The 20039-nt window shown below is 59.2% G+C and carries 21 protein-coding genes and 2 rRNA genes; 6 read left to right on the top strand and 17 right to left on the bottom strand.

The window, feature by feature from the left end:
- Positions 1-79: 79 nt before the first annotated feature.
- Positions 80-1564 (bottom strand): ketol-acid reductoisomerase, encoded by a 1485-nt coding sequence (gene ilvC, locus OJHNALOF_RS10250; RefSeq protein WP_094201509.1) that lies wholly within the window; start codon positions 1562-1564, stop codon positions 80-82.
- A 135-nt stretch (positions 1565-1699) separates the two neighbouring features.
- On the opposite strand from ilvC, the gene ilvY reads away from it, so the two are divergent.
- Entirely contained in the window at positions 1700-2599 is a 900-nt protein-coding gene (gene ilvY, locus OJHNALOF_RS10245; protein WP_094201508.1) for an HTH-type transcriptional activator IlvY, read from the top strand.
- Between the two features lie 48 nt (positions 2600-2647).
- Positions 2648-2914 (top strand): accessory factor UbiK family protein, encoded by a 267-nt coding sequence (locus OJHNALOF_RS10240; protein ID WP_094201507.1) that lies wholly within the window; start codon positions 2648-2650, stop codon positions 2912-2914.
- Positions 2915-2977: 63 nt separating this feature from the next.
- On the opposite strand, the gene fre is transcribed toward OJHNALOF_RS10240, so the two are convergent.
- The 4 genes from fre to trxA all read right to left on the bottom strand — a co-directional run bounded on the left by fre (position 2978) and on the right by trxA (position 7064).
- A complete protein-coding gene (gene fre, locus OJHNALOF_RS10235) occupies positions 2978-3673 on the bottom strand; it encodes an NAD(P)H-flavin reductase (protein ID WP_094201506.1) in 696 nt (231 codons plus the stop codon).
- Positions 3674-3675: 2 nt separating this feature from the next.
- A complete protein-coding gene (gene ubiD, locus OJHNALOF_RS10230) occupies positions 3676-5175 on the bottom strand; it encodes a 4-hydroxy-3-polyprenylbenzoate decarboxylase (RefSeq protein ID WP_165661966.1) in 1500 nt (499 codons plus the stop codon).
- Between the two features lie 115 nt (positions 5176-5290).
- Positions 5291-6556, bottom strand: coding sequence for a transcription termination factor Rho (gene rho / locus OJHNALOF_RS10225; protein WP_094201504.1), 1266 nt, complete (start codon positions 6554-6556; stop codon positions 5291-5293).
- 181 nt (positions 6557-6737) lie between these two features.
- On the bottom strand, positions 6738-7064 hold the full coding sequence (trxA, locus tag OJHNALOF_RS10220) for a thioredoxin TrxA (protein ID WP_094201503.1): 327 nt from the start codon (positions 7062-7064) through the stop codon (positions 6738-6740).
- Between the two features lie 116 nt (positions 7065-7180).
- On the opposite strand from trxA, the gene rhlB reads away from it, so the two are divergent.
- The 4 genes from rhlB (at position 7181) to OJHNALOF_RS10200 (ending at position 12245) form a co-directional block, all read left to right on the top strand.
- Positions 7181-8485 (top strand): ATP-dependent RNA helicase RhlB, encoded by a 1305-nt coding sequence (gene rhlB / locus OJHNALOF_RS10215; protein ID WP_094201502.1) that lies wholly within the window; start codon positions 7181-7183, stop codon positions 8483-8485.
- Positions 8486-8492: 7 nt separating this feature from the next.
- Positions 8493-9974 (top strand): guanosine-5'-triphosphate,3'-diphosphate diphosphatase, encoded by a 1482-nt coding sequence (gppA, locus tag OJHNALOF_RS10210; RefSeq protein ID WP_165661965.1) that lies wholly within the window; start codon positions 8493-8495, stop codon positions 9972-9974.
- 130 nt (positions 9975-10104) lie between these two features.
- The gene (locus tag OJHNALOF_RS10205) at positions 10105-11361 is read left to right on the top strand and encodes a D-serine ammonia-lyase (RefSeq protein ID WP_165661964.1); all 1257 of its coding nucleotides are present in this window, start codon (positions 10105-10107) and stop codon (positions 11359-11361) included.
- A 2-nt stretch (positions 11362-11363) separates the two neighbouring features.
- A complete protein-coding gene (locus OJHNALOF_RS10200; protein ID WP_094201499.1) occupies positions 11364-12245 on the top strand; it encodes a LysR substrate-binding domain-containing protein in 882 nt (293 codons plus the stop codon).
- Here OJHNALOF_RS10200 and hemB read toward each other — a convergent pair.
- From hemB to OJHNALOF_RS10140, 12 genes are all read right to left on the bottom strand, one after another.
- On the bottom strand, positions 12236-13249 hold the full coding sequence (gene hemB / locus OJHNALOF_RS10195; protein ID WP_165661963.1) for a porphobilinogen synthase: 1014 nt from the start codon (positions 13247-13249) through the stop codon (positions 12236-12238). The genes OJHNALOF_RS10200 and hemB overlap by 10 nt on opposite strands.
- A gap of 2 nt (positions 13250-13251) precedes the next feature.
- On the bottom strand, positions 13252-14037 hold the full coding sequence (gene tatD / locus OJHNALOF_RS10190) for a 3'-5' ssDNA/RNA exonuclease TatD (protein ID WP_165661962.1): 786 nt from the start codon (positions 14035-14037) through the stop codon (positions 13252-13254).
- Positions 14034-14780 (bottom strand): twin-arginine translocase subunit TatC, encoded by a 747-nt coding sequence (tatC, locus tag OJHNALOF_RS10185; protein WP_094201496.1) that lies wholly within the window; start codon positions 14778-14780, stop codon positions 14034-14036. Before tatC ends, tatD begins: the two co-directional genes overlap by 4 nt.
- Positions 14777-15130: a Sec-independent protein translocase protein TatB gene (gene tatB / locus OJHNALOF_RS10180; RefSeq protein ID WP_094201495.1), complete on the bottom strand. Its 354-nt coding sequence runs from the start codon at positions 15128-15130 to the stop codon at positions 14777-14779. The genes tatC and tatB overlap by 4 nt, the downstream gene beginning before the upstream one ends.
- Before the next feature lie 3 nt (positions 15131-15133).
- Positions 15134-15382: a Sec-independent protein translocase subunit TatA gene (gene tatA, locus OJHNALOF_RS10175; RefSeq protein ID WP_094201494.1), complete on the bottom strand. Its 249-nt coding sequence runs from the start codon at positions 15380-15382 to the stop codon at positions 15134-15136.
- An 83-nt stretch (positions 15383-15465) separates the two neighbouring features.
- Positions 15466-17103, bottom strand: a complete 1638-nt coding sequence (ubiB, locus tag OJHNALOF_RS10170; RefSeq protein ID WP_094201493.1) for a ubiquinone biosynthesis regulatory protein kinase UbiB — start codon at positions 17101-17103, stop codon at positions 15466-15468.
- The gene (locus OJHNALOF_RS10165) at positions 17100-17720 is read right to left on the bottom strand and encodes an SCP2 domain-containing protein (protein WP_165661961.1); all 621 of its coding nucleotides are present in this window, start codon (positions 17718-17720) and stop codon (positions 17100-17102) included. The genes ubiB and OJHNALOF_RS10165 overlap by 4 nt, the downstream gene beginning before the upstream one ends.
- A complete protein-coding gene (gene ubiE / locus OJHNALOF_RS10160) occupies positions 17720-18475 on the bottom strand; it encodes a bifunctional demethylmenaquinone methyltransferase/2-methoxy-6-polyprenyl-1,4-benzoquinol methylase UbiE (protein ID WP_165661960.1) in 756 nt (251 codons plus the stop codon). The genes OJHNALOF_RS10165 and ubiE overlap by 1 nt, the downstream gene beginning before the upstream one ends.
- Positions 18476-18533: 58 nt before the next feature.
- On the bottom strand, positions 18534-18920 hold the full coding sequence (gene crcB / locus OJHNALOF_RS10155; RefSeq protein WP_165661959.1) for a fluoride efflux transporter CrcB: 387 nt from the start codon (positions 18918-18920) through the stop codon (positions 18534-18536).
- 71 nt (positions 18921-18991) lie between these two features.
- Positions 18992-19207, bottom strand: a complete 216-nt coding sequence (locus OJHNALOF_RS10150) for a 4-oxalocrotonate tautomerase family protein (RefSeq protein ID WP_370462317.1) — start codon at positions 19205-19207, stop codon at positions 18992-18994.
- A gap of 119 nt (positions 19208-19326) precedes the next feature.
- Positions 19327-19441, bottom strand: a 5S ribosomal RNA gene (rrf, locus tag OJHNALOF_RS10145).
- Between the two features lie 86 nt (positions 19442-19527).
- Positions 19528-20039: ribosomal RNA gene (locus OJHNALOF_RS10140) — 23S ribosomal RNA — on the bottom strand; the annotation flags it as partial.

The following is a 20039-nucleotide window of genomic DNA, read 5'->3' as shown; positions in this document are numbered from 1 at the left end:
AGCCCTTCTCTGGTATTCTTTCCATAAAAAAGGGAGACCGAAGTCTCCCAGTTACAGCTCTGTTTATTGTTTTGTTTGTTTAACCGCCAACGGCGATGTTTTTCATGTCGGTCATGTAGGCGCGCAGGGTCTTGCCGATGGTCTCCACCGGGTGGTTGCGAATGGCCTCATTCACGTCAATCAGGCGACGGTTGTCAACGGAGTTGGACTCAACGCTGATGGTCTTGCCAATCACGTCGGTGCCCACTTTCGGCATGAAATGCTCGCGCAGCAGCGGTACCGCGGCATTGGCGAACAGGTAGTTACCGTATTCGGCGGTGTCGGAGATTACCACGTTCATCTCGTACAGACGCTTGCGGGCCACGGTGTTGGCGATCAGCGGCAGTTCGTGCAGAGACTCGTAGTAGGCAGACTCGTCGATAATGCCGGAGGCGGTCATGGCTTCAAACGCCAGCTCAACACCGGCCTTGACCATGGCAACCAGCAGAATGCCGTTGTCGAAATATTCCTGCTCGTCAATCACGGCGTCGGTGACCGGATACTGCTCAAAGCTGGTGCCGGCAGTTTCTTCACGCCAGGTCAGCAGATCGTGGTCGTCGTTGGCCCAGTCGGCCATCATGCCGGCGGAGAAGTTACCCTGAATGATGTCATCCATGTGCTTGTTGAACAGCGGACGCATCAGCTCTTTCAGCTCTTCGGCCAGATCGAACGCCTTGATCTTGGCGGGGTTGGACAGGCGATCCATCATGTTGGTGATGCCGCCCTGCTTCAGGGCTTCGGTGATGGTTTCCCAGCCAAACTGAATCAGTTTGCCGGCGTAGCCGGCGTCGATGCCATCGGCCACCATCTTCTCGTGGCATACGATGGCGCCGGCCTGCAGCATGCCGCACAGAATGGTCTGCTCACCCATGAGATCGGACTTCACTTCGGCCACGAAGGAAGACTCCAGCACGCCGGCACGGTCGCCGCCGGTGGCGGAAGCCCAGGCCTTGGCGATGGCCAGGCCTTCACCCTGAGGATCGTTCTCCGGGTGAACGGCGATCAGGGTAGGTACACCGAAACCACGCTTGTATTCTTCGCGCACTTCGGTACCCGGGCACTTGGGCGCTACCATCACGACGGTGATGTCTTTGCGGATCTGCATGCCTTCTTCAACAATGTTGAAGCCGTGGGAATAACCCAGGGCGGCGCCTTCCTTCATCAGCGGCATAACGGCGTTAACGGCAGAGGTGTGCTGCTTGTCGGGAGTCAGGTTCATCACCAGGTCGGCGGTGGGGATCAGCTCTTCATAGGTGCCTACCTTGAAGCCGTTCTCGCTGGCCTGAACGAAGGACTTGCGCTTCTCGGCGATGGCTTCGGCACGCAGGGCGTAAGACACGTCCAGGCCGGAATCGCGCATGTTCAGACCCTGGTTCAGACCCTGGGCGCCACAGCCAACGATGACTACCTTCTTGCCTTTCAGATAGTTACAACCATCGGCGAATTCCTCGCGGCTCATAAAGCGGCATTTGCCGAGCTGTTCGAGTTGCTGACGCAGGTTCAGGGTATTGAAATAGTTAGCCATGACCTTTTGCTCCAATTAGTCCGTTACTTTTGAATAGTTGCACCGTGACCGGTGACGACTCCAGCACTATACCCCAGGCCATTCATTGCCGGAAATGATATATTCGAAACAGAGCATTTCATTTGGCGCAATACAATGGAACTTCGCAATCTCGAACTCTTCGTCCATCTCAGCCAGAGCCTGCACTTTGGCCGCACCGCCGACGCCATGGCGGTCAGCCCGTCCACCCTGAGCCGGGCCATTCAGCGTCTGGAGCAGGAAGTAGGCTGCGAGCTGCTGATGCGGGACAACCGCAGCGTCGCCCTGACCCCGTCGGGACTCAAGCTGCAACAGTTTGCCGAAGGCTGGCTGGCCGACTGGCAAAGCATGCGCGATCAACTGCGCCACAGCGACAGCCCGCTACAGGGGCGGCTTCGCTTGTTTTGCTCGGTGACCGCCAGCTACTTTCTGTTGCCCGACATTCTGGCCCGCTTTCGTACCCGCTACCCGCAACTGGAACTGCGCCTGGAAACCGGTGACCCGGCCCAGGCCATTGACCGCATGCTCAATGACGAGTCGGACTTGGCCATTGCCGCCCGCCCCGACGCCCTGCCCGCCAAGCTCGAATTCATTCGTTTGCAAACGGTGCCGCTGGTGTTTATTGCCCCGCGCATTCCCTGCCTGGCCAACGAGCTGCTGCAACAAAGTCCGGCCGACTGGAGTCGTATTCCGGTCATTTTGCCGGAGCAGGGCGTGGCCCGGAAACGGACCAACCAGTGGTTTCGCAACAAGGGCATCAGCCCTCATATTTACGCCGAGGTGGCCGGCAACGAAGCCATCGTCGGCATGGTAGCACTGGGCTGCGGCGTGGCCCTGGTGCCCACGGCGGTGATTGAGCACAGTCCCATGGCCGACAAGATTCGCCGGCTGGCGGTGACCCCGGATCTCAAGCCCTTTGAGGTGGGCGTATGCCTGCTGAAAAAGCGGTTGGAGGATCCCCTGATTCGCGCCTTTCGCCAGATTGCCCTGCAACAGGCCAATCCCGGATCCCCATGAGCCGCGGGATTGGGTTACAATGGCGGCAATATTTCAAGGAGAGCGACCATGCTGGACCCGAAAAAACTGGAAGAGATCGCCAAACAGATTCAGAGCAACATGCCCGCCGGGCTGAAAAACATGGGTGAGGAAGCGGAAAAGCGCATTCGCACCGTGCTGCAGGCTCAGCTGGGCAAGCTGGACGTGGTAACCCGGGAAGAATTCGACGTACAAACCAAGGTGCTGCTGCGCACTCGGGAAAAGCTGAACGAGATGGAAACCCGCCTGGCGCAGCTGGAGCAACAGCTGGCCGATGGCCGCAGCGAGCAGGAATAATCCTCACAAGCAAAAAAATAATGCCGGGCAAGCCCGGCATTATTTTTAGCCAACGGTACGCGTTTAAATAAACTCGTAGGCGTCGCCAAACAGGCGCTCGGCGTCCACGCCCTTTTCCTTGAAGGCTTCCCGGGCCACACCCGCCATTTCAAAGCGGCCAGCCACGTAGATGTCGTAGCCGGTCAGGCTGGGGAAGTCCTCCATAATGGCTTCGTGCACCAGGCCGTCCCGGCCCTGCCAGTGCTCGTTACCGGTCTGCACCACGGGCACATAGGTCAGCTCCTTGTGCTCGGCGGCCCAGGCAGTCAGCTCGTTATGGGCATACAAATGCTCTTCGTGGCGCACGCCCCAGTACAGAAACACCGGCTTATGCAGGCCGTCGGCCAGCATTTGCTGCAGGATGGAGCGGGTATAGGCAAAGCCGGTGCCGCCGGCCATCAGGATCACCGGGTGGCGCGATTCGCGCAGGTAGGCCTTGCCCGCCGGCAACTGCACCTCGATTTGACCCTGCTCCTGCATGCGCTTGAGCACCTGCATGGCATAGGTGTTGTCGGGCGAGGCACCGATGTGCAGCTCGATTTCACCGTTTTCCTGGGGCATGTTGGCGATGGAAAAGGGACGCTTGTCGTCATCCGCCATCACCACCAGCAAATACTGACCGGGGTGGAAGTCCACCGGCTGCTCCGGCTTCAGCCGCACATACCAGAGGGTGTCGGCCATTTCATGAAGCGCTTCGACATTACAGCTAATTTTTTGCATGACTATCCTTTGTTCTCACTCTGTTCTGCACTCGCGCTCAGGATCCCGAGCTGATCCCAGATCGCATCGACCCGTTGTTTGACCTCGTCCGTCATCACGATGGGCTCGCCCCATTCCCTATCGGTTTCGCCCGGCCACTTGTTGGTGGCGTCCAGCCCCATTTTGGAGCCCAGGCCCGATACCGGTGAAGCGAAGTCCAGGTAGTCGATGGGAGTGTGCTCGATCAATGTGGTATCCCGTGCCGGGTCCATTCGGGTCGTAATGGCCCAGATCACATCGTTCCAGTCTCTGGCATTGATGTCGTCGTCGCACACGATAACGAACTTGGTATACATGAACTGTCGTAAAAACGACCAAACGCCCAGCATGACACGTTTGGCATGGCCGGGATAGCGTTTTTTCATGGTCACCACCGCCATGCGGTAGGAACAGCCTTCCGGCGGCAGGTAAAAGTCGCTGATCTCCGGAAACTGCTTTTGCAGTATGGGCACGAACACCTCATTCAGTGCCACGCCCAGCACCGCCGGCTCATCGGGCGGGCGGCCGGTGTAGGTGGAATGGTAGATGGCATCGCGCCGGCGCGTGATCCGCTCCACGGTAAACACCGGAAACTCGTCGATTTCGTTGTAGTAGCCGGTGTGGTCCCCGTAAGGACCTTCCGGGGCGTTTTCGCCCGGATAGATATGGCCTTCCAGCACGATCTCGGCGCTGGCCGGCACTTCCAGATCGGAGCCGATGCACTTCACCACCTCGGTGCGGCTGCCCCTGAGCAGCCCGGCAAAGGCATATTCCGACAGGGTATCGGGCACCGGGGTGACGGCGCCGAGAATGGTGGCCGGATCGGCACCCAATGCCACCGCCACCGGATAAGGCTTGCCCGGATTGGCCTCCTGCCATTCACGAAAATCCAGTGCGCCGCCGCGGTGACTGAGCCAGCGCATGATCACCTTGTTTTTGCCCAGCACCTGCTGGCGGTAAATACCCAGGTTCTGGCGCTTTTTATAGGGGCCGCGGGTGATGGTCAGGCCCCAGGTGATCAGCGGCGCCGCGTCGCCGGGCCAACAGTGCTGCACCGGAATCCGGGTCAGATCGACTTCGTCGCCTTCCTGAATCACTTCCTGACAGGGGGCACTTCTCAGCCGCTTCACCGGCATGTTGAGCACCTGTTTGAAGATGGGCAGCTTTTCCATCAACTCTTTCAGGCCCTTGGGTGGCTCGGGCTCTTTCAGGTAAGAGAGCCAGCGGCCCACTTCGCGCAGGGCGCCGACGTCCGGCTGCCCCATGCCCATGGCCACTCGCTTGGGAGTGCCGAACAGGTTGCCCAGCACCGGCATGTCATAACCCTTGGGATTTTCAAACAGCAATGCCGGACCGCCCGCCTTCAGGGTGCGGTCGCAAATCTCGGTCATTTCCAGGTAGGGATCAATCTCCTGGTGAATGCGCTTCAGCTCCCCCTGGGCTTCGAGTTGCGCGATAAAATCTCGTAAATCCTTGTATTTCATAGGTTGTTCCGAGTGTATCGAGTGGCAGCGGGATTATACCCGCTTCGCTTTCCGGTGGCTTGCATTCCAATAAAAAACCGCGGCAAGCCGCGGTTTTTTTCGTGCTGGGTAACGGTTACTTCTGCTGGCGCTTCATGGCCTCGAAGAACTCGTCGTTGGTTTTGGTCATGGCCAGCTTGTCGATCAGGAACTCGATGCCGTCGATCTCGCCCATGGGATGCACGATCTTGCGCAGAATCCACATCTTCTGCAGCTCTTCCGAAGTGGTGAGCAGCTCTTCGCGGCGAGTGCCGGAGCGGGTGATGTCGATGGCCGGATATACACGCTTCTCGGCGATCTTGCGCGACAGGTGCAATTCCATGTTACCGGTGCCCTTGAACTCTTCGTAGATGACATCGTCCATCTTGGAGCCGGTGTCAACCAGGGCGGTGGCGATAATGCTCAGGCTGCCGCCTTCTTCCACATTACGGGCGGCACCAAAGAAGCGCTTGGGGCGGTGCAGGGCGTTGGCATCCACACCACCGGTCAGTACCTTGCCGGAGCTCGGCACCACGGTGTTGTAGGCACGGGCCAGACGGGTGATGGAGTCGAGCAGGATCACCACGTCCTTCTTGTGCTCCACCAGGCGCTTGGCCTTTTCGATAACCATGTCGGCCACCTGCACGTGACGGGCCGCCGGCTCGTCAAAGGTGGAGGCGATCACTTCGCCTTTGACCATGCGCTGCATCTCGGTCACTTCTTCCGGACGCTCGTCGATCAGCAGCACGATCAGCACACACTCGGGGTGGTTGTAGGCAATGCTCTGGGCGATGTTCTGCAGCAGCATGGTCTTACCGGCCTTGGGCGGTGCCACAATCAGGCCACGCTGGCCCTTGCCGATGGGAGACGCCAGATCCAGCACTCGGGCGGTAATGTCTTCGGTAGAACCGTTGCCCCGCTCCATCTTCATGCGCTCGTTGGCATGCAGGGGAGTCAGGTTTTCAAACAGGATCTTGTTGCGGGAGTTTTCGGGCTTGTCGAAGTTGACCTGGCTGATCTTCAGCAGGGCGAAGTAGCGCTCACCTTCCTTCGGTGGCCGAATCTTGCCGGAAATGGTGTCACCGGTGCGCAGGTTGAATCGACGGATCTGGCTGGGGGAGACATAGATATCATCCGGGCCGGCCAGATAGGAGGAGTCGGCGCTGCGCAGAAACCCGAAGCCGTCCTGCAGAATTTCGAGAACGCCGTCGCCGAAGATATCTTCACCACTTTTGGCATGGGCTTTGAGGATAGCAAAGATGATGTCTTGCTTGCGCAGACGGGCGAGGTTTTCCAGGCCCATGTTTTCCCCAAGCTTTATCAGCTCAGATACAGGGGTATTCTTGAGTTCAGTCAGATTCATAGTGGTGAGTGTCTATCAACCAGGAATGTCAAATGGTCAGAAAAATCTGCCGGATTGATGTTTGGTATAAATGAAGAGCCCGAAGGCACGAATAGGCTAGCAATCGAACAACAAACTAGCACCAAAAAGGAAAAGCGTCTAGCAAAAACCACAAGGGGCGCCTTGCGCACCCCTTGTTGCATTACAGGTTGGCGTCCAGGAACTCTTTGAGCTGAGTCTTGGACAGGGCGCCGACCTTGGTGGCAGCCACTTCACCATTCTTGAACAGCAGCAGGGTGGGAATGCCACGAATGCCGTACTTGGGAGCGGTTTCTGCGTTCTGGTCGATATTCAGCTTGGCGACGGTCACCTTGCCTTCATATTCTGCGGCCACTTCATCCAGAATGGGGGCGATCATCTTGCAGGGACCACACCATTCAGCCCAGAAATCCACCAGTACCGGACCTTCCGCCTTGATGACATCGGCATCAAAGCTGGCATCGGTCAGCTGAACAATTTTGTCACTCATCTCCAACTCCAGTCAGTGTTTGCCCTTCAAAAACATACAACGCCAGGGCAATTTAGTTGCCCTATTTCAAATGATCCTGTTTATTATTGCAAGCCTAACCTGATAATCTGAACGCTATGAGCAAGACACATCTCACCGAGACCAAATTCGACCAGCTGGGCCTGCATCCGCAGGTGCTGGCAGGCCTGGAAGCCAAGGGATTCCATAACTGCACGCCCATTCAGGCGTTGTCGCTGCCCCATCTGCTCACCGGCCGGGACATCGCCGGCCAGGCCCAGACCGGCACCGGAAAAACCATCGCCTTTCTCGCCGCCACCTTTCATCACCTGCTGACCAAGCCTGCTCCCGCCGAACGCAAAACCAATCAGCCCCGTGCCATCATCATGGCCCCAACCCGGGAGCTGGCGGTGCAGATCCACAATGACGCCGATACCCTGAGCGAGCACACCGGCCTCAAGCTGGGCCTTGCCTATGGTGGCGACGGCTATGAAAAGCAAACCCAGGTGCTGAACGAAGGCGTGGACATTCTGGTGGGCACCACCGGCCGCATCATCGACTTCTTTAAACAGAAGGTCATCAGCCTGGACGCCATTCAGGTGGTGGTGCTGGATGAAGCGGATCGCATGTTTGATCTGGGCTTTATCAAGGACATTCGCTTTCTGTTCCGCCGCATGCCGCCGGCCACCCAGCGCCAGAACATGCTGTTTTCCGCCACCCTGTCGCTCAGGGTTCAGGAACTGGCCTATGAGCACATGAACGACCCCGAGCACGTGCAGGTGGAGCCGGAGCGCAAGACCGCCGGCCGCATCAAGGAAGAGCTGTTTTACCCGGCGCAGGAAGACAAGATGCGCTTGCTGCTGACCCTGATGGAAGAAGAGTGGCCCGACAAGGCCATCGTCTTTGCCAACACCAAGCACAGCTGCGAAGAAGTCTATGCCTGGCTCAAGGCCGACAATCACAGGGTGGGCCTGCTCACCGGTGACGTGCCTCAGAAAAAACGACTCAAGATTCTGGAAGATTTCACCGGCGGCGTGCTCGACATTCTGGTGGCCACCGACGTGGCCGCCCGTGGCTTGCATATTCCCGATGTCAGTCACGTGTTTAACTACGACCTGCCCGACGATGCCGAAGACTATGTGCACCGCATCGGTCGCACCGGCAGGGCCGGGGCCAGCGGCAGTTCCATCAGCTTTGCCTGTGAGGAATATGTCTTCAACCTGCCGGCGGTAGAAGCCTATATTGAGCACGAAATTCCGGTCAGCAAATATGACAGCAACGCCCTGCTCGACGATCTGGCGCCGCCCAAGCGTATTCACCACCACAGGGCCGGCGTAAACCGCAATGTGCGAGATCGCCAGGGCGGCGGCCAGCGTCGCTCCTCGGGTAATCGCCGGCGCCGGCACCAGGACAGCCGAAGCTGAGGCCTGCGTGAAAAACCCTTCCCTGTATGCGGCCATCGACCTCGGCTCCAACAGCTTTCACATGCTGGTGGTGCACGAGGTGGAGGGTGCCTGCCGTATCCTGGCCAAGGTCAAGCGCAAGGTGCGCCTGGCCGCCGGACTGCAACCCGACGGCAGCCTGGATGAGGCCGCCATGGAGCGCGGCTGGGATTGCCTGCGGCTGTTCGCCGAACAGCTGCAGGATGTGCCCGCCGACCAGGTGCGCATTGTTGGCACCGCCACCCTGCGCCTGGCCACCAACATCGACCGCTTTATCGGAAGGGCCGAGGCCATACTGGGACATTCCATTCGCATCATCTCCGGCGAGGAGGAAGCGGCCACCATCTATCAGGGGGTAGCCTGGACCTCATCGGGCACCGGTCGTCGGCTGGTGATCGATATTGGCGGAGCCAGCACCGAACTGGTAATTGGCGAAGGCACCTCGGCCGACCTGCTCAACAGCCTGCACATGGGCTGTGTTACCTGGCTGAAGCGGCACTTTCCCAACGGCGAACTGAGCGAAGCCCACTTTGAACGAGCCATTGCCGCCGCCCAGCACGAGTTGTCACCGGTGGCCGCCGGCTACCTCACCCAGGGCTGGCAACACTGCATCGGTGCCTCGGGCACGGTGCAGGCCATTCAGGAAATCATGATGGCCCAGGGGGAAAACGAACAGATCACCCTGGCCAAGCTGCATCGGCTCAAGGCGCAGGCCATTGCCTGTGGCCGGGTGGAGCAACTGCAGCTGCCTGGCCTGACCCCGGAGCGGGCGCCGGTGTTTGCCTCGGGCCTGGCCATTCTTATCGCCCTTTTCGACACCCTTGCCATCGAGCACATGGTGCTGGCCGGTGGTGCCCTGCGTGAGGGGCTTATCTATGGCATGCTCGGCACTCGCCAGGAATGCGACGCCCAGGACAGAACCATCGACAGCCTGATCGCCCGCTATCAACTTGACAGAGAGCAGGGTGAACGGGTGCGCAACACGGCACTGCAGGCCCTGAAACAGCTGCAGCCCGACACCGACAGTGATGCCGCCCGCATGCTGGCCCGAGCAGCCATGCTCTATGAGTTGGGCCTGTGCATCGAGTACAAGCGTGCCCCCGAGCACGCCGCCTATATTATTCGCCATATCGATCTGCCGGGTTTTACCGCGCCCCAGAAAGGCCTGCTGGCCGCCCTGCTGCTGAACCAGCGAGACGACTTTCAGCTGGAGGCGCTGCAGGCACAGTGTGCCCTGGATGGCGAACGGGCCGTGTTGCTGGCCCGGTTGCTGCGCCTGGCCATTATTCTGTGTCTGCGCCGCACCCGCGGCACCGTGCCCGCCTTTGCGTTGCGGAGAGACGGCAACCGTCTGATCCTCACCCTGCCCGCCGGCTGGAGCACCGGTCATCACCTGCGCGCCAGTGAGCTGTTCGCGGAGGCCCGTCGCCAGAGCGCACTGGGCTGGCAGCTGGACATCGTCGAAGCATAAGTGTGCGGAGTGGCCTGCCCATGCTGCGAAATAGCATGAATTTCCTTCACCTCAGACATGTAATCATTCCTTTTGTGGTGCTGATCGCCCGAGGCTAAGCTGAAAGCCAGACAACGAAAGGAAACATCTAATGACATCCCTGGATACCCTATTACGCGCAGCCCACCCCTGCTTTTGGCACAACCCCGACTACTACCCTAGTGCGCCCGTCAATGACGCGGTTGGCATTCGCCAGGCCGCCGAACGCCTGACCCGATTCGCCCCATGTATTCGCGCCCTGTTTCCCGACACCGGCGATGGTATTATCGAATCCCCACTGAGCCGGGCCGACAATTTTGCCCGGGCCCTGGAAAATTACTGGGGCATGCCGGTGACCGGCACCCTATGGCTGAAACGGGACAACGAACTGCCCATTTCGGGATCCATCAAGGCCAGGGGCGGTATTCACGAAGTGCTGAAATACGCCGAAGAGCTGGCGCTGAGCGCCGGCCTTCTGCATCAGGAGCAGGATTACCGGTGCCTGCTGGATGAAAAGGTCCGCGCCCTGTTCGCCCGCCACACCCTGGCGGTGGGCTCCACCGGCAACCTTGGCCTCAGTATCGGCACCATGGCGGCCCACCTGGGCTTTCAGGTGGATGTACACATGTCCGCCGATGCCCGTCAATGGAAAAAAGACCGGCTAAGGCAGCTGGGTGTCCGGGTCCATGAGTATGAAGATGACTACAGCCGGGCAGTGGCCGAGGGCCGGCGCCTAGCCGAGCAGGATCCCGATTGCCATTTCGTCGATGACGAACACTCGCTCGATCTGTTCACTGGCTACGGCGTGGCGGGGCGCCGTCTCAAGGCCCAGTTGGATGCAAAGGGCATCATCCCCAGTGCCGAACATCCCCTCATTGTCTATCTGCCTTGCGGTGTCGGAGGCGGCCCCGGTGGCGTGGCTTACGGTCTAAAGCAGGAGCTGGGACCCCATGTTCACTGCTTCTTTGTCGAACCAGTCCAGTCTCCCTGCGTGCTGCTGGGAATGATGACCGGCAAGGGGGCTGAGCTCACGGTAGAGGAGTATGGCCTAAACAATCGTACCGCCGCCGATGGCCTGGCGGTCGGGCGTCCCTCGGCCCTGGTCTGCCGGCTGATGCAGCCGATACTGGCCGGCGCCATGACGGTGGAAGATCAACAGCTGTTCCGGCTGCTGACGCTGTTGCAAGATAGCGAAGGTATCAAAGCCGAGCCCTCGGCCATGGCCGGTGCCGGTGGTATGCACCAGTTGCTACAACAGACCGAGTGGCAGCAGCTGGCCACTCAGGCGCATCACCTGCTGTGGCTGACCGGCGGCAGCATGGTCCCCACGGAAGAACACCGGGCCTACTATCGCAAAGGTCAGGCTTAGGCATGCGCCTGCAAGGAGGCCGGCTCGCCGCCCTACATTGTTTCCTGCACTGTGCCCGGCAACTGAGCTTTGCCCGTGCAGCCGAACTGCTGCACTTGTCGCCCAGCGCCGTCAGTCATCGTATGCGCAAACTGGAAGAAGAGCTGGGTTTTCCCCTGTTCCAGCGCCGGCCCCGAGGGCTAGTGCTGACCGAGCGGGGCGAAACCCTCTACCACACCTTGGCCCAGAGCCTGGGACAAATCGACAGCGTACTCACTCAGCTGGAACAACCAGGCCCCTGTGGCCAGCTGCGGCTTCATGCCATGCCGGGCTTGGCGCAGGGCTGGTTGCTTCCACGCTTGGCTGACTTTTACCACCGCTATCCCGGGCTCGGACTTAGCTTGGTCACCGGCAACAGTCAGGTGGACTTCGGTGCCAGCCGCTGGGATGGCGCCCTCTATTACTTGCCCGCCCCGCTCCCCGGGCTGGCCCACGATTCGTTGATGACGGAAGACCTGATCCCCGTCTGTAGTCCGGCCTATTTCCAGGCCCTGGACTCCGGCTCACTCCGGCAGGCCCGGCTACTACACGATGCTAGTGCCTGGTTTGGTTGCCGTCCCGAGGCGGAATGGCAATACTGGCTGGAGCGACACAAACAACCCATCGGAGAGCATCATCTGTACTTTGACCAGACCGAACTGGCGGTGCAGGCCGCCCTGGCCGGGCTTGGTGTGGCCATGGGTCGCGGTCACCTGGTCGCCGCCAGACTAACCGCTGGCACGCTGATTGCTCCTTTTGGCCCGGCCGTGACCGCCCCCTGCCGCTACTGGCTGACATACCCGGCCGAACAAAAAAAGGCCCCGGTGTTCGGGGCCTTTCGTGACTGGCTGCTGGCTCAGCTCTGATCCTTAAGCCACCGGGCAACCCGTTTGGCGAAGTAGGTAAGAATGCCGTCGGCGCCGGCGCGCTTGAAGCACAACAGCGACTCCATGATGCATTCCTTTTCCTTGAGCCAGCCATTCTGAATCGCGGCCATGTGCATGGCATATTCACCGCTCACCTGATAGGCAAAGGTGGGCACACCAAACTGATCTTTGACCCGACGCACCACGTCCAGATAGGGCATGCCCGGCTTCACCATCACCATGTCGGCACCTTCTTCAATGTCAAAGGCCACTTCCTGCAGGGCTTCATCGGTGTTGGCGGGATCCATCTGATAGGTGGCCTTGTTGCCGCCCTTGAGGTTGCCGGCGGAGCCGACCGCATCGCGGAACGGGCCGTAGTAATTGGAGGCATACTTGGCGGAATAGGCCATGATCTGGGTATTGATAAAGCCATTCTCTTCCAGTGCCCGACGAATGGCGCCGATGCGGCCGTCCATCATGTCGGACGGCGCCACCATATCGGCGCCGGCGGCGGCATGGCTCAAAGCCTGCTTGACCAGCACCTCGGTAGTCACGTCGTTGAGCACATAGCCTTCGTCATCGAGAATGCCGTCCTGGCCGTGTACCGTATAGGGATCCAGGGCCACGTCGGTCATGATGCCAAGCTCAGGGAAGGCCGCTTTCAGTGCACGCACCGCTTCCTGCACCAGGCCGTCGGGGTTGTAGGCTTCTTCCGCCAGCAAAGACTTCTCGGCGGCATTCACCACCGGGAACAGGGCCAGCAGGGGAATGCCCAGGGTCACCAGCTCGGCGGCCTCCTCCAACAGCAAATCGATGGACAGGCGCTCAACACCAGGCATGGAGGCCACGGCCTCCCGGCGCTGAACGCCCGGCAGCACGAACATGGGGTAGATCAGATCGTCCACGGTCAGGGTGTGCTCGCGCACCAGGCGACGGCTGAAATCGTGCTTGCGCAGACGGCGCAGACGGCGGCCGGGAAAGCCACCCATCACTTGTTTGGTCATGTTCACTCCTGAAGTTGGAAAAAGGCCCGGCTGGTCGCGGTGGTGGCGGCGATCAGGCCGGCGGCGTGCTCACCCCGACAGGCGGCAATGCGTCCGGCGATATGAGGCAAATAGGCGGGCTCATTGCGGCGGGAAGCCGGCCTGGGCGACAGATCCCGCGGGATCAGATAAGGGCTGTCGGTTTCGATCATCAGCCGCTCGGCCGGGATCAGCGCTACCAGCCGCTGCAGCTCACTGCCGCGACGCTCATCGCAAATCCAGCCGGTAATACCGATGTGCAGATCCAGTGCCAGGCAGTCTTTCAGCTCATTCTCGCTGCCGGTAAAGCAGTGCAGCACCGCCGCCGGCAGCCGGTCCCGCCAGGGCGCAAGAATGGCCATAAAGCGCTCGTGGGCATCGCGGCAGTGCATAAACACCGGCTGCTGCAGCTCCGCGGCCAGGGCCAGCTGGGCTTCAAAGGCAGCCTCCTGTTGTGCCCGGGGCGAAAAGTCCCGGTTGAAGTCGAGGCCGCACTCACCCACGGCCACCACCTGAGGCAGTGCCGCCAGCTCACACAGCTCACTCAAGGTGGCATCGTCAAAGGTGCTGGCTTCGTGAGGGTGCACTCCGGCGGTGGCATAACACAGCCCGGGGTGGGCGGCGGCCAATTCCGCCACCGCCCGGCTTTCCGCCAGATTGGTGCCGGTAAGTACCAGAGCATTAACGCCGGCGGCCTGAGCCCGCTCCAGCACGGCCTCCCGGTCTTTATCAAACTGGGAACTGGTAAGGTTGACCCCGATGTCGATCACGCCGTGGGCTCCTGTTCGTCGTCCTTTTCTTCTCGCACATAGAAACGGCCAAAAAAGACGCCGATCTCGAACAGCAGCCACATGGGAATGGCCAGCAGGGTCTGGGAGATCACATCCGGCGGTGTGAGCAGCATGCCGACGATAAAGACAATCACCACCACATAGGGCCGCTTGGCGGCCAGCTCCCTGGGAGTAGTCACTCCGGTCCAGCACAGCAAAATGGTGGCGATGGGGATCTCAAAGGCGATGCCAAAGGCGATGAACAACCCCAGCACGAAGTCCAGATAGCTGGCAATGTCGGTGGCAATGGTTACCCCTTCCGGCGCCATGCTGGTGAAAAAGCCGAATGCCAGGGGAAACACCACAAAATAGGCAAAGGCCGCACCGGCGTAAAACAGCAGGGCGCTGGAAAACACCAGGGGGGCGATCAATCGCTTTTCGTGCTTGTACAGGCCCGGTGCGATAAAAGCCCACACCTGGTAGAGCACAATGGGAATGGCGGCAAAAAAGGAGACAATCAGCGTCAGCTTGATTGGCGTCAGAAAGGGCGTGGCCACGCCGGTAGCGATCATGCTCGCCCCTTCCGGCAGTTGCTTCAGCAAGGGCGTCGCCAGCAGGGTATAGATGTCGTTGGCAAAATAGACCAGGCCCAGGAACACCACCAACACGGCGGCAAAGGCACGCAACAGACGCGACCTCAGCTCCACCAAGTGGCTGATCAGGGGCTGCTGTGATTCAGTCATTCAGAAGGTTTCCGGGACTCAGTACTGGAGGGTTCATCCGTATTCTGCTCGGGGCGCTTTTCATAGGGCCGGTTAACCGAGGCGGCGGCGTCTTTCAGTTGATCGATGGATTGCTGCAGCTCGGGGCTGAGATCCTTCATGCCGAGCTGCTCAGCCTTTTTCAGATCCCGGTGCAGCTCTTCCATTTTCAGCTCCTGGGCCAGTTCGGTTTTCACCGCATTGGCGGTATTGCGCACCGTGCTGAACAGGCGGGAGACGGTGCGAATGGCCACGGGCAGGCGCTCAGGGCCGAGAACCACCAGGCCAATGACCGAAATCACCACCAATTCCCAAAAACCGATATCGAACATGGCTTATACCCGATCTTTGTCTTTGGCCTTGTCCTGCTCGTTCAGTGGCTCGCCCTGTTCCTTTTTGTCGGCCAGCTTTTGCTGCTCGAAGTCCGCGTCCTTCTTGCCCTGCTCCTCGTCACTCATGGCCTTTTTAAAGCCCTTGACCGCCGAGCCCAGATCGCTGCCCATGCCACGCAGCTTCTTGGTTCCGAACAGCAGCACCACGATGAGCACCACGATAAGCAGTTGCCAAATACTGATTCCACCCATAACTCATTTTTCCTTTGCAAACAGAGAACGATAAAGGCCCATTATATTGCAGCCAAATGACGAAAATCTGACACCAGATCAAACTATCGGGCAATACGCCGCCAGCCCAGCCACCATACAACCAAAGTCAGCAGCAGGCCAGACATGGCCAGCCGGCTTTCATCCATGCCCAGCAACAGGGTGCTGGCCAACAGGGTACTGGCCCCCATGGCCAGCAGAAACCGCCCCTGGCCCTGGCGCTTGTCGTGACCGGCGTAGCGCTCGTACAGGCCCGTCATCTGTCGCTGCTGCAGCTTGGCCTGGCGCAGGGCATCGTAGATAAGCTCGGGAATCTCCGGCAGTTTCTCGGCCCAGAACGGGGCATTTTCCTTTACCCCGTTGATCACCGCCTTATAGCCCACCTGTTTCTGCATCCAGTCTTCCAGGAAGGGCTTGGCGGTTTTCCACAGATCTAGCTGGGGATAGAGCTGGCGGCCCACCCCTTCCACGTAGAGCAGGGTCTTCTGCAACAACACCAGCTGGGGTTGCACCGCCATGTTAAAGCGGCGGGCAGTATTAAACAGATTCAGCAGCACATGGCCAAAGGAGATTTCGGACAGGGGCTTTTCAAAAATGGGCTCAAGCACGGTGCGAATGGCCGATTCGAACTCTTCCACCTTGGTGTCGGCCGGTACCCATCCCGACTCCACGTGCAGCTCGGCCACCTTGCGGTAGTCCCGGTTGAAAAAGGCCAGAAAGTTTTCCGCCAGATAGCGCTTGTCGTCCCGGTTGAGGGTACCGACGATGCCGCAGTCGATGCCGATCCACTGAGGATCTTCCGGATGGTCGTAAGACACAAAAATATTGCCCGGATGCATGTCGGCATGAAAAAAGCTGTCACGAAAAACCTGGGTAAAGAACACCTCCACACCCCGCTCGGCGAGCAGCTTCATATTGGTGCCGTTGGCTTCCAGGGCATCGGTGTCCGACACCGGAATGCCGTAAATGCGCTCCATCACCAGCACATTCTCGTGGCAGTAGCTGGAATAAATCTCCGGCACATAGAGGGTACGAGAACCCTCGAAATTGCGCCGCAGCTGAATGGCGTTGGCCGCTTCCCGCAGCAGATTTAGCTCGTCGAGCAGGGTCTTGCGGTATTCCTCCACCACTTCCACCGGCCGAAGCCGGCTGCTGCGCTCCGGCACCAGCCGGGCAATCAGGGTGGCCATGGAATGCATCAGGCTGACATCGGCCTCGATCACCCGCTCGATGCCGGGCCGAATCACCTTGATGACGATCTCCTGTCCGGTCTTGAGCCGGGCGGTGTGCACCTGGGCAATGGACGCCGAGGCCAGGGGTTTTTCGTCGAACTCATCAAACAGGGTTTCAATGGGTTGGCGCAGGCTGTGTTCAATCTGCTGGCGGGCCAGTTTGCCGTCAAAGGGCGGCACTCTGTCCTGCAGCAGGGCCAGCTCTTCGGCGATGTCCGGCGGCAGCAGATCACGGCGGGTGGAGAGCATCTGGCCGAACTTGATAAACACCGGCCCCAGGCTTTCCAGGGCCAGGCGAATGCGCTTGCCCCGGGACAGGTCCGGATGTCTGTTTTTCAGCCAGAACAGGCTTTTTCGAGCCATGCGCGCCGGCCAGATTTGCAGCCGGGAAGGAATCAGCTCATCCAGGCCATAGTCAAACAGGGTACGGCCAATCTGGTAAAGGCGGCGCAGCTCCCGCAGTTTTCTCATGAATGGGTCACCTTGTCGGTCAGTGCCGCCAGGCGTCCCTGCAGGCGGTTCAGTCGTTTGTTCAGCGCTTCCACTTCGTCACCAAAATCGGCCAGCTCCAGCGGCCCTACCGCCAGCCGGGCTTCTTCACGGACAAACTCGCCCAAGTGTTGCTGTGCATCGCTCAGCCGGGCGCCAAGGCCGGTCCGAATCTCGCGGCCATGTCGGCACAACAGGTGAGCCAGGGCATCACCGGTGTAGGGCACCAACCACTCTTCAATGTCGACGGGATTGTCCCGCATCAGTGCACTCAGATCCTGCCAAGGCTGCGGATCGCCCTCGAGATCGATGCGGCCGTCGCGAATGTACTGCATCAGCAGGCCCTTGTCCCTGAGCAGCCCAAGGGCACCGATCGACAGGCTTAGGTGGCTGTCGACCCGGCCTTCGTAGTTGCCCAGTAACTCCACGTGGCCCGGGCCGAACACCAGGTAAAAACTGGTGAAGTCTATCAGGGTCAGCTGTAGCACTCGGCCATGCAGAGGCTGCAGCCCTCTGCTGAGCGCAGGACTCTGCCGCAGCAGCCGGTTGATGGCGGTTTCCAGGCTGCCGTTCAGCAATGGCAACAGCAGTGACTTCATCAGAATTTGAATCCGCGGTGCAGTGCCACCACGCCGTCGGTCAGGTTGAAATACTCCACCTGCTCCAGGCCAGCGTCTTCCATCATTCGCTTGAGGGTGTCCTGATCCGGGTGCATGCGAATAGACTCAGCCAGATACTGATAGCTTTCGCTGTCCTGGGCCACCAACGCGCCCATCTTGGGCAGCACATTAAAGGAGTAGAAGTCGTACAGCTTGCTCATGATCTCATGCTGAGGCTTGGAAAACTCCAGCACCAACAGCCGGCCGCCCGGCTTCAGCACCCGCTGCATGGAGGCCAGTGCCTTGTCCTTGTTGGTGACGTTGCGCAGGCCAAAGGCGATGGTGATCAGATCAAAGTGATTGTCAGGAAAAGGCAGCGCCTCGGCATTGGCCTGCACATAGGAAATATTGTTGCCTAACCCCATGTTGCGCAGCTTGTCGCGGCCCACCTTGAGCATGGAGTCATTGATGTCGGCCAGTACTACCTGGCCCCGCTCGCCGACCATGCGGGAAAACTTGGCGGTCAGGTCGCCGGTGCCACCGGCCAAATCCAGCACCTTGTGGCCCGGACGCACGCCGGAACAGTCGATGGTAAAGCGTTTCCACAGGCGATGAATGCCGAAAGACATCAGATCGTTCATCACGTCGTACTTGGCCGCCACCGAGTGGAAAACGCTGGCCACCATGTGCTCTTTTTCATCGGCATTTATGGTCTGGTAACCAAAATGGGTCGTCGACTTGTGCTGTTCTGACATTCTCAAGACACCTGTAAAAATCGAAGTAAGGCAGTGTACTGCAAATGCACGGGCCGGACTAACGGGAAGCCAGCAGGCTGTGGGTGATCTGCATTCCCAGAAAAGTGAATATCATACAGCAAACCACATTCAGGAACACATTCAGCCCGGCCTTGACCCACTGGCCGTGTTCCAGCAACAGCACCGTATCCAGAGAAAAGGAAGAAAAAGTGGTCAGCGCTCCCAGCATGCCCACCATCATAAAGGGTCGCCAGGAGTGCGCGCTTAACGCCTGCTGTTGTACCAGCACAAAGATAATGCCCATTAGCAGGGAGCCAATCAGGTTGACGGTCAGAATGCCGTAGGGAAAGGAGCGGCCGAGCAGACGGCCCATCACATCGGTGATGACGAAACGCAGCACGGCGCCGATCGCGCCGCCAAGGGCAATAAACATCAGGGTTTTCATGACAAACCGGCGTAAACAAGGAATGGCCTCAGTTTACGCCGGTCGGACTCAAAAACCCATGCTCGAAGGAATCAGGCCTGACGTTCCCGTTTGGACCGCACCGACTCACCGGCCACGCCGAAGTCCTGAGTGGCGATGTCCTGCAGCAGAATACGTACGGTCTCGGGCTTGACGTCCAGGGCACGTACACAGGCGTCGGTCACTTCGCTGATCAGGGCTTCTTTCTGCTCGTTACTACGGCCTTCGATCAGGGCGATGTTAAGAATCGGCATGATTTTTTCCTTTATATGTCTGAAAAACGAGCCGACATTAGAGTAAAAAATGTGACTTGAGTCAAATTTGGTGGGGTTGTGCTAAGAAACGAAAAAAGCCCGACACGTTCGTATCGGGCTTTTCGGTATTGGGTGCCTGGCAGTGACCTACTTTCACATGGCAGCTGCCACACTATCATCGGCGCGGGTGCGTTTCACTACTGAGTTCGGCATGGAGTCAGGTGGTTCCACAACGCTATGGCCGCCAGGCATAAAACTTAATTCGGAAAAAACTTTATGATGAATGCTGTTTGTAGTCTTGAGACCGCAAGTCTCTCACACTTCTTGGGTGTTGTATGGTTAAGCCGCACGGGTCATTAGTACAGGTTAGCTGCACGCCTCACAGCGCTTCCACACCCTGCCTATCAACGTCCTGGTCTCGGACGGCCCTTTAGAGGCATCAAGTACCTAGGGATGACTCATCTCGAGGCTCGCTTCCCGCTTAGATGCTTTCAGCGGTTATCGATTCCGAACTTAGCTACCGGGCAGTGCCACTGGCGTGACAACCCGAACACCAGAGGTTCGTCCACTCCGGTCCTCTCGTACTAGGAGCAGCCCCTCTCAATCATCCAACGCCCACGGCAGATAGGGACCGAACTGTCTCACGACGTTCTGAACCCAGCTCGCGTACCACTTTAAATGGCGAACAGCCATACCCTTGGGACCGACTTCAGCCCCAGGATGTGATGAGCCGACATCGAGGTGCCAAACACCGCCGTCGATATGAACTCTTGGGCGGTATCAGCCTGTTATCCCCGGAGTACCTTTTATCCGTTGAGCGATGGCCCTTCCATTCAGAACCACCGGA

The organism is Oceanimonas sp. MB9, from assembly GCF_011319775.1.
GTDB lineage: Bacteria > Pseudomonadota > Gammaproteobacteria > Enterobacterales > Aeromonadaceae > Oceanimonas > Oceanimonas doudoroffii.
Note: the sequence above shows the minus strand (reverse complement) of the source record. Positions and strands in the feature narration are given on the sequence as shown.

Excerpts from the sequence above, each read along its gene's own strand:
- tatC (WP_094201496.1), bottom strand. The coding sequence starts at position 14,780 with ATGACTGAATCACAGCAGCCCCTGATCAGCCACTTGGTGGAGCTGAGG.
- hemB (WP_165661963.1), bottom strand. The coding sequence starts at position 13,249 with ATGACCAAACAAGTGATGGGTGGCTTTCCCGGCCGCCGTCTGCGCCGT.
- ilvC (WP_094201509.1), bottom strand. The coding sequence starts at position 1,564 with ATGGCTAACTATTTCAATACCCTGAACCTGCGTCAGCAACTCGAACAG.
- fre (WP_094201506.1), bottom strand. The coding sequence starts at position 3,673 with ATGCAAAAAATTAGCTGTAATGTCGAAGCGCTTCATGAAATGGCCGAC.
- ubiD (WP_165661966.1), bottom strand. The coding sequence starts at position 5,175 with ATGAAATACAAGGATTTACGAGATTTTATCGCGCAACTCGAAGCCCAG.
- ubiB (WP_094201493.1), bottom strand. The coding sequence starts at position 17,103 with ATGAGAAAACTGCGGGAGCTGCGCCGCCTTTACCAGATTGGCCGTACC.
- tatA (WP_094201494.1), bottom strand. The coding sequence starts at position 15,382 with ATGGGTGGAATCAGTATTTGGCAACTGCTTATCGTGGTGCTCATCGTG.
- OJHNALOF_RS10205 (WP_165661964.1), top strand. The coding sequence starts at position 10,105 with ATGACATCCCTGGATACCCTATTACGCGCAGCCCACCCCTGCTTTTGG.
- crcB (WP_165661959.1), bottom strand. The coding sequence starts at position 18,920 with ATGAAAACCCTGATGTTTATTGCCCTTGGCGGCGCGATCGGCGCCGTG.
- ilvY (WP_094201508.1), top strand. The coding sequence starts at position 1,700 with ATGGAACTTCGCAATCTCGAACTCTTCGTCCATCTCAGCCAGAGCCTG.
- OJHNALOF_RS10240 (WP_094201507.1), top strand. The coding sequence starts at position 2,648 with ATGCTGGACCCGAAAAAACTGGAAGAGATCGCCAAACAGATTCAGAGC.
- rhlB (WP_094201502.1), top strand. The coding sequence starts at position 7,181 with ATGAGCAAGACACATCTCACCGAGACCAAATTCGACCAGCTGGGCCTG.
- OJHNALOF_RS10165 (WP_165661961.1), bottom strand. The coding sequence starts at position 17,720 with ATGAAGTCACTGCTGTTGCCATTGCTGAACGGCAGCCTGGAAACCGCC.
- ubiE (WP_165661960.1), bottom strand. The coding sequence starts at position 18,475 with ATGTCAGAACAGCACAAGTCGACGACCCATTTTGGTTACCAGACCATA.
- OJHNALOF_RS10200 (WP_094201499.1), top strand. The coding sequence starts at position 11,364 with ATGCGCCTGCAAGGAGGCCGGCTCGCCGCCCTACATTGTTTCCTGCAC.
- rho (WP_094201504.1), bottom strand. The coding sequence starts at position 6,556 with ATGAATCTGACTGAACTCAAGAATACCCCTGTATCTGAGCTGATAAAG.
- trxA (WP_094201503.1), bottom strand. The coding sequence starts at position 7,064 with ATGAGTGACAAAATTGTTCAGCTGACCGATGCCAGCTTTGATGCCGAT.
- tatB (WP_094201495.1), bottom strand. The coding sequence starts at position 15,130 with ATGTTCGATATCGGTTTTTGGGAATTGGTGGTGATTTCGGTCATTGGC.